Origin of the sequence: Paenibacillus sp. PAMC 26794, assembly GCF_000316035.1 — a bacterium.
In the GTDB taxonomy this organism is placed as follows: Bacteria; Bacillota; Bacilli; order Paenibacillales; family Paenibacillaceae; genus Paenibacillus.
In genome coordinates this window covers 1-7,573 of the sequence record NZ_ANHX01000042.1, presented here as the reverse complement: position 1 = coordinate 7,573, position 7,573 = coordinate 1, and the positions used below count along the sequence as shown (strand labels likewise).

Here is a 7,573-nt window from a genome sequence, read left to right as displayed (position 1 = left end):
CCCCGAATTTCCTGAATGTATATCTTCATAGGTGGAAGTTCGGTGATAAAGGCGAACGCTTCGCTTCTTCAGGTTCTTTCTGTCCTCTCCGTTAACGTGCATATCTAATCCAAATCTTAACTTATAAAAATCAAATGACTTGTACGGAAGTTCATTAATTAAACAGTACTATAACGTATATATACCATTAGGTAAAGAGATATGAAACAATTATGCCAAAAGGCATAGGAAATGAGAGCGAAGGTTTTATTTTATCGTCAAAACGAACCAAAATGAAGGTTTACTCCGATCTCCAGAAAGTGGTATCCTCAAATAGAAATACGAACACTATACGAACAAAATGTAAAGTTGAGGCGGATCGTGTATTTTGTTATCACCTTCTGAAAAGTGGAATTCCCCGGATTATAGCGGTTTGGAGTGATTCCAAAAGGCAACAGGGGGAGATTGAAAAAATGTCGTTACTTTTTTAGGAAACTGGACAACTCTATGAATAAGAGCGTTTTGCCATCGAGCAAAGAACGATTGCAAAACAACATGACGTGAACGATAGAGTGAGTAATGAATAGTGCTAGTGATGAGAGGTTTGCATGTTTACTAGAGTGTTCTGTCATCGCAGTGATCATGCGAAACTATTAGAAATTTATTTTATAAAGAATACTAAAGGAGGAAAATAAATATGGAATTGATGCTACCCGAATTGGACCGACGCAAAACGCAAACAGCTGTTGAAGCTGCGCTGGAAAAATACCGAATCTATAAAACCATTGCATTTGAAGAACGAGAGGTTATGGTGACGGCAAGTTATGCCGAGCGTTTCCACGGTGCAACCAATGTGACGGGGGATTCCACGGCGAGAACGGCGATCTACAATGTGGACGTGCAGCGCGCACGTCAGGCATATTGCGATACGATTGATTTTGTTGTATCCCGGCTGAGTGAAAAGGAACGTGTACTCGTCTGTGAACGGTATCTGAAAGACGATGATGTGTTTGACTATAAAGTGTATAACCATGTGTTTGATCCACCTGTCAGCAAGGATACGTATACGAAGATTCGTACACGTGCTTTCTACAAAATGGCGCTGGCTCTGTCAGATCGAGGTCTGATTAATATGGAGCCTTTGTCTGTGTCCCGCAAAGAGCGACAGAAGCTGGGCTGAGTGAGCGATTGAAGAAGTTGATCCTTTAATATCCAAGGTGGATTGGTTACAATAGTTGAACAAACCACAGTTGGCATCAGCCAAAGGAGAGAAGTCTGCCATGTCGGAAGAAGTCGGAATGCAGGAAATGGTCACGTTGAAGACAATCGCGGAAACGCTCAATACGTCCAATGATCTGAACTTAATGCTGGATACCGTGGTCGGCAAATTACTGGAGTTGACCGGATTAACGGCAGGCTGGATGTTTCTGATTAATGAACGTGGAGACTATACCTGTGTTTCGGATTACAATCTGCCCCCGGCATTACTGCGTAAAGATAAAGAGCCCATGCGAACGGGTACCTGCTGGTGTGTGAACCGCTTCAAGGACGGTCGCCTCAATCATGCGGTCAACATCATTAACTGTAAACGGCTTGAGAATGCCGTGGAATTCCAATGGGGAGATACCCATGATATTACCCACCATGCGACCGTTCCGCTGCGGTCAGGTGATAAGATGTTGGGCTTGCTCAATGTGGCTGCGCCAGCCAAGGAACATTTCAGCGACAGTGAACTGGCACTGTTACAGGGCGTGGCGTACCAGATTGGTAGTGCGATAGAGCGGATGAGATTGTATCGCGCGGAGCAGCGACGAGCTGATCTGTATGCCAAGTTGGGGGAGTTCAGCACGGCCTTGGGTCTTGCAGTGAACGAATGCAGCAATTCTGATGCTTTTTCTTTAAAAGTTGTACAGCTGCTTGGGCATCATTATGACTGGCCTTTTGCCGCAATCATTCAGCAGAAAAACGGAATGTTCGTTGTGCAGGCAGCCGATGCAGATGATAAGGTTCGAATGTTATCGAGTACTCCGTTATCTTCAGAAGTGACGAGCCACATTAACCATGTAATCAATAGTCATCGTGTAACATCTCTGTCTGCAATAGAGATCGCTGAGATATTTACCCTGTGCAAGCCTGACCAGATTATGAATTCCATTGCCTCGGGAATTGCGACTCCCCTTCCGTACCATACGCCAGGGGAAACGGGAATTCTGGTAATCGGAATAGGAACAGCAGATCCTGCGCAGGCAGACGGTGAAGTGCTGGAGGCATTGGCCGAACATATTGCGGCCTCATGGGAGAGTCTGAAGCTGGCGGAGAATCGCCGCGAACTGGCACGACTCGAAGAGAGAAACCGGTTGGCTCGCGATCTGCATGATTCGGTTAATCAGATTTTATTTTCACTATCGTTAACTGCTAAGGGTGCGGAAAGTATGTTATCTGGCTCCGAACAGTTGCACCCGGCAGCGGAAGCGATGAAGGATATTCGGTCTTTGTCTCAGGAAGCTCTCAAGGAAATGCGCGCATTGATTATGCAGCTGCGTCCCGCGGGACTGGAGGCAGGGCTGCTCCATGCGCTACAGGAATACGGCACCAGCCAGGGTCTTCAAGTGGTGATGAATCGGACGGGAATGCGGTCTCTACCGCGTAATATAGAAGAAACATTGTGGCGAATCGGACAGGAAGCGCTCAATAATGTACGGAAACATGCTAATACTTTTTCTGCTGAGGTCACCCTCAAGTTAAGTGATCATGAAGTGGTGTTCATCGTCACAGATCAGGGAAAAGGTGGTGCGAACAGGCCAAAAGCCTCGTCTGGAAGCTCCCTTGGCCTGTCCATTATGAAGGAACGGGCTCAATCGCTAGGGGGCAGCATAGAAATAGTGAGTTCTTCCCGCAAGGGAACCACAGTAACGGCAGTCATTCCACTTCCGTTCGAATCTGTATAAAGTCAGGGGGAAGAAGAGATGCCGATTACGATTTTGCTCGCAGATGATCATGCGATGGTGAGACGAGGGTTGCACGTTTTTTTGACCACACAGCAAGACATGGAGGTTGTCGGTGAAGCATCGAACGGGCAGGAAGCACTGGCGCAGGCGGAAGCGTTAAAGCCTGACGTGGTATTAATGGATCTGCATATGCCGCTCATGGACGGAATTGAAACAGCCAGACGGCTGCGCACATTAATGCCAGCAACGAGAATCATTGTGCTCACATCGTTTTCCGATCAGGATCATGTGGTTCCTGCTGTGCGCGCAGGGGTGAAGGGGTATCTGCTCAAGGATATTGAACCGGAGGATCTGGCTGTGGCCATTCGCAATGTGCATGCAGGTCAGGTAGAATTGCATCCCGCCGCAGCAGGTCAATTGATGCATGTGATGGCTTCATCCGATTGGTCTATAAATGAACAGCAACCACAGCATATATCGGCAGATCAGTCAGCAGACAGTCAACTTCAAGAGCTGAAGCAGGTTGGAAAATCAAATGAAACATCCCTTGGTGGTCCGGATATGCTCACTCGCCGTGAACAAGAGGTTTTGGGGCTGATTGCTCAAGGATTGAGCAACAAGGAAATTGCAGTTCAATTGGTCATCACCGAAAAAACGGTCAAAACCCATGTCAGTCATCTGCTGGACAAACTCGGGCTGGCGGATCGGACGCAAGCGGCTCTTCATGCCGTAAGAAATGGCTGGGTCATCTGACCAATTCCGACATATGTTCATACTTAAGTCGTATAAACTCAACCTAAAGGTTGAGTTTTTTGGTATTTCAAGTTAAGTCTATCTGCTGACGATTTGGATGCAAAAGAAAGGTAAGATAAGAGTAGAAATAACAGATCGGTTGAAACATGAGAGTTTGAATTATTAAAAAACAAAGGAGAGTGACTTTGATGAATATCGTTATTTTGGCAGGCAGTAATCGGATCAATGCAACCAGTACACGTCTGGGAGAGTATGCTGTGGAGATTATTCGCGGTCAGGGACATCAGGCCAGCCTGTTTGATCTGTATCAGACGCCACTTCCATTCTACGCGCCAGATGAAAAACAAGCGGATCATGAGCATCTGGCAGACCTGAATACACGTATACTCGCGGCTGATGCAATCATCTTGTCTACACCAGAGTATCACGGCAGTATTAGCGGTGTGCTCAAAAATGCACTGGATCACCTGAGTCAGGCTCATTTCAGCGGCAAGCCCGTCCTGTCCATCAGCTCCTCTGGCGGAGCGGTGGGGGTAAGTTCGCTTTTACAACTACAAGCGATTGTTCGTAATCTGCATGGCATCAATGCACAAGAGTGGATTTCGATTGGTGGTGCGCAGCGCAGACGATTCGAAGCGACATTTGACGGATACGAGGAGTACGAAGGCAGTCAGGATATAGAGGATCGGGTGCAGCGGGTCGTTGGATCGTTTTTAAATCTGGCTCAGACGTTAACGAATGCGCGGAATTCTACCATGAGTTGAGAACGAAGGAAGATGAAAAATCGGAAAAGGAAAAGAGGATGAGCATTATGATTACAGGCATATTTGAAACACATCTAAACGTGACGGATCTGGAGAGATCCCATCATTTCTATGAAACGGTCCTGGGTTTACCTCATGCCTACGGGCAGAAAGAACGTGGAAACTCCTTCTACTGGATTGGCGGAAAAGGCAATGCCATGCTGGGATTGTGGCAAAAGGAACCTTCCGAGGTGCAGCGTCAGCACTTTGCTTTTCATGTATCTCTGGAGGATATGAAACATGCGGTGGCTCACTTGGAGAACAAAGGGATCAAGACACAGAACTTCCTGGATGATGATATCGGTGAACTGTATGTCTTCGGCTGGATGCCTGCGGTATCTGTATATTTTAACGATCCGGATGGTCATTTGCTTGAATTCATCGCCATGCTCCCGGATGAAGCGAAGCCTGAACTTGGCATGGTGCCATGGAGTCAGTGGGAGGAGATGCAGGAGAAGAACATATGATGATTGAAGAATTACAGTTATATACAACACGGCTGGAGGACCTCAAGCATTTTTATAGCGCTACGTTGGGAATGAATGTGTCCAATGTGACAGATCAGGCCTTCAACCTGCAGGTTGGAGGGACAAAGATGATTTTCAAACCGTGTGAAACGGATCATGAGCCCTTTTACCATGTTGCCTGGATGATTCCAACAAATCGGTTCAAGGAAGCGAAGCAGTGGGCTGCATCACGTGTTGCTTTAAGCAGGGAAGGAGATCGGGATGAGACGTACTCTACTAACTGGAACTCTCATTCTCTCTATTTCGAAGATCCGGCAGGCAATATTATCGAACTGATTGCTCATCATAGTACTCAGAACGAGAGTGAACATGACTTCTCTGCTAAAGACATTTTACAGGTGTGTGAGATTGGGCTGGTGACGGATGATGTTCTGTCTACGGTGAATGAGCTTCAGCAGATTGGACTCACGCGCTGGGGTGAGGTTAGTGAAACCTTTGCTCCTGTAGGAGATGTGCATGGTCTGTTTATCGTGGTGAAGAAGCATCGGACGTGGTTTTTTTCTACGCAAAAAGCACAGATCTATCCGCTGGAAGTGTCCATTCGTGACGTGGGCAGGCTTCGAATCGGCTAAACTTTGCATTCGGGGGCAAAACGGGCATATGTGGAGCATTTCCATCATGTTATAGAAGTAAACGCTTTATTTATTAATTCCAGGGTAGTTTCTCTGATGGACTTACAGATGATGAAGGGTGGTGGCAAGCTTGGATCGACGTTTGTTGGAAGAAGGACTAGCGATTATCGTTTCCAGTCGGGAGCGTACAGGAGATCTGTGGCACGCCCATTATGGGGCGGGTGCGATTGCGGCATATTTTTGGTTACGGGAAAATCGTCTCACTGCCCTTGCCGCCGGCAGTGTTACGGCCGAAGCAAAAGCCATGCTTCGCCAGCATGGAATCAGCCGTGGTCAGACCTCTCCGATTGGTGAGATGATGCCCAGGGAAGATGCCGAAGCGTGTATTACGGACGCATTGGATCGAACGATTGGAGAGCTGCACTGGGTTGGACATCAGGCCATCTACGGGGCAATCAGTCTGAAAGCCATTCGTGAACTGGATGGATGGGGCACTGCGGAGGATATTGGTCGGCTGGTTGAACTGATCGATTCATTCGATCGAACCATCCCGGGAAGATCCTGGATGAACACAACGATGAAAGAAATTCGCAGTCTGAAGCCGGAAAAAAGCGATGGTTTCCCTGAGATCAAAGATCCAACGCAGTTGTCACGCCTGATTCTGGATGAGCTTGGTGCTTTCCAGACCATATATCACGCGGAGGCGCATCATGACCTGATTGGTCATATGCTCACCTACGGACATGCGCTTAACATATTATATGAATTGGGTTATCCGGCATTATTCCACAAAGGCATCCCGCCATTCCTTACCATGGTGAAGGCACTACGCTTAAGCCGAGATGTGGATATTGAACAAGAGATGCCGACATTACAATCACCCGTAGACCTGCTGCCACTGGAACGAGCGGAACGATCAGTGGCGCTCCCTCATGAACTGGAATATTGGCTCACCGACAGACGTTCCCGTGACTGGAACGGAGGTCATGTATTCAAATTCCCGTTCAGCTTCTATCATCATGCCAAGAACGGGGAGCCCGTACCAGAAACATGGGAGAATTTTCGTTATATCATCGCGTAAATGGAACCAACAATATGGAAAAAAACGATATAGAACCAAAATGACGAGCACTTGCCAAAGCTGGCAGGTGCTTGTTTTATTGGAGACTCTGGAGCGTATCTTCAAAGCTACTGGAAGCCGTAGCGGATTCGTACGTATTCGGAGCAGGTAAGCGCACAGCTTCCTGAGTCTGTGGGAGCAGGGGCCCACGTTTACGTGCGTGAGCAAGTGCCAAGACGTTACCGCAAACGTGGATGTTTTTCCTATGAAAAGCTCTGTTCCGGCGGGATTCGGAGTCATTTTCGCGGCTTACGGTTGGAGCAGAGGGTGGAGGGGCGCTAACGAATCTGAGACTTCTTGTGTTCCTTAGAAAATGATCTATCCATTCGCCAGAATTAGCGGGCTGGGACTTCAAGCTTTTTGGACACTGGAACCCACTATTCTGACATCCATCATCTTATAACTTGCTTGAATTGGAAGACATCCTTTAGTTTTATTCAGATTAAAACCGGCATTTAACCGCCATATAGACGACTACATTCATGCGTAATTCATCCCGATTACCATCAGCGCAAGTGGGAAAAGGCGGTAAGATGGTATTATCGAATCAGCAGCAAGGAAGACACACCGACAGCTCATACGCTAACGTACAGACCGGCCATGGAGTCGGTTTTTAAATTCGGTGATTGCATCCTTGCCCTGATCGGGTATTAAAGACTAGATATATAAGTTGAACTAACGATTTACACGAGAACGAAGAGGACAGAAATAACCTGAGAAAGCGGAGCTAAAAGCTTTCTGCAAGAAAGCTACTTCGGAAGCATACACTGCGCCTTTACCCACGGATTTCTACCTTTATATAAGTTGATCAAGAAATCCGGGGATACGTAATAACTTCGTATAGCATACATTATACGAAGTTATACGATGT

At 47.1% G+C, this 7,573-nt stretch carries 7 protein-coding genes; all 7 read left to right on the top strand.

Annotated features, from left to right (window positions below):
• The first annotated feature begins 676 nt into the window (after window positions 1-676).
• The 7 genes from D829_RS0117360 (at window position 677) to D829_RS0117330 (ending at window position 6,663) form a co-directional block, all read left to right on the top strand.
• Window positions 677-1,159, top strand: a complete 483-nt coding sequence (locus tag D829_RS0117360) for an ArpU family phage packaging/lysis transcriptional regulator (protein ID WP_017690187.1) — start codon at window positions 677-679, stop codon at window positions 1,157-1,159.
• Between the two features lie 55 nt (window positions 1,160-1,214).
• On the top strand, window positions 1,215-2,927 hold the full coding sequence (locus D829_RS0117355) for a GAF domain-containing sensor histidine kinase (RefSeq protein ID WP_241230790.1): 1,713 nt from the start codon (window positions 1,215-1,217) through the stop codon (window positions 2,925-2,927).
• Between the two features lie 18 nt (window positions 2,928-2,945).
• Window positions 2,946-3,680 carry a response regulator transcription factor gene (locus D829_RS0117350; protein WP_017690185.1) on the top strand — a complete coding sequence of 245 codons (735 nt, stop codon included), beginning with the start codon at window positions 2,946-2,948 and terminating at the stop codon, window positions 3,678-3,680.
• Between the two features lie 188 nt (window positions 3,681-3,868).
• Window positions 3,869-4,444, top strand: a complete 576-nt coding sequence (locus D829_RS0117345; protein WP_017690184.1) for an NADPH-dependent FMN reductase — start codon at window positions 3,869-3,871, stop codon at window positions 4,442-4,444.
• A 47-nt stretch (window positions 4,445-4,491) separates the two neighbouring features.
• Entirely contained in the window at window positions 4,492-4,950 is a 459-nt protein-coding gene (locus tag D829_RS0117340) for a VOC family protein (RefSeq protein ID WP_017690183.1), read from the top strand.
• Window positions 4,947-5,582, top strand: a complete 636-nt coding sequence (locus D829_RS0117335; RefSeq protein ID WP_017690182.1) for a VOC family protein — start codon at window positions 4,947-4,949, stop codon at window positions 5,580-5,582. Before D829_RS0117340 ends, D829_RS0117335 begins: the two co-directional genes overlap by 4 nt.
• A 130-nt stretch (window positions 5,583-5,712) precedes the next feature.
• Entirely contained in the window at window positions 5,713-6,663 is a 951-nt protein-coding gene (locus tag D829_RS0117330) for a hypothetical protein (protein WP_017690181.1), read from the top strand.
• The last annotated feature ends 910 nt before the right edge of the window (window positions 6,664-7,573 follow it).

Excerpts from the sequence above, each read along its gene's own strand:
- D829_RS0117360 (WP_017690187.1), top strand. The coding sequence starts at position 677 with ATGGAATTGATGCTACCCGAATTGGACCGACGCAAAACGCAAACAGCT.
- D829_RS0117350 (WP_017690185.1), top strand. The coding sequence starts at position 2,946 with ATGCCGATTACGATTTTGCTCGCAGATGATCATGCGATGGTGAGACGA.
- D829_RS0117345 (WP_017690184.1), top strand. The coding sequence starts at position 3,869 with ATGAATATCGTTATTTTGGCAGGCAGTAATCGGATCAATGCAACCAGT.
- D829_RS0117340 (WP_017690183.1), top strand. The coding sequence starts at position 4,492 with ATGATTACAGGCATATTTGAAACACATCTAAACGTGACGGATCTGGAG.
- D829_RS0117335 (WP_017690182.1), top strand. The coding sequence starts at position 4,947 with ATGATGATTGAAGAATTACAGTTATATACAACACGGCTGGAGGACCTC.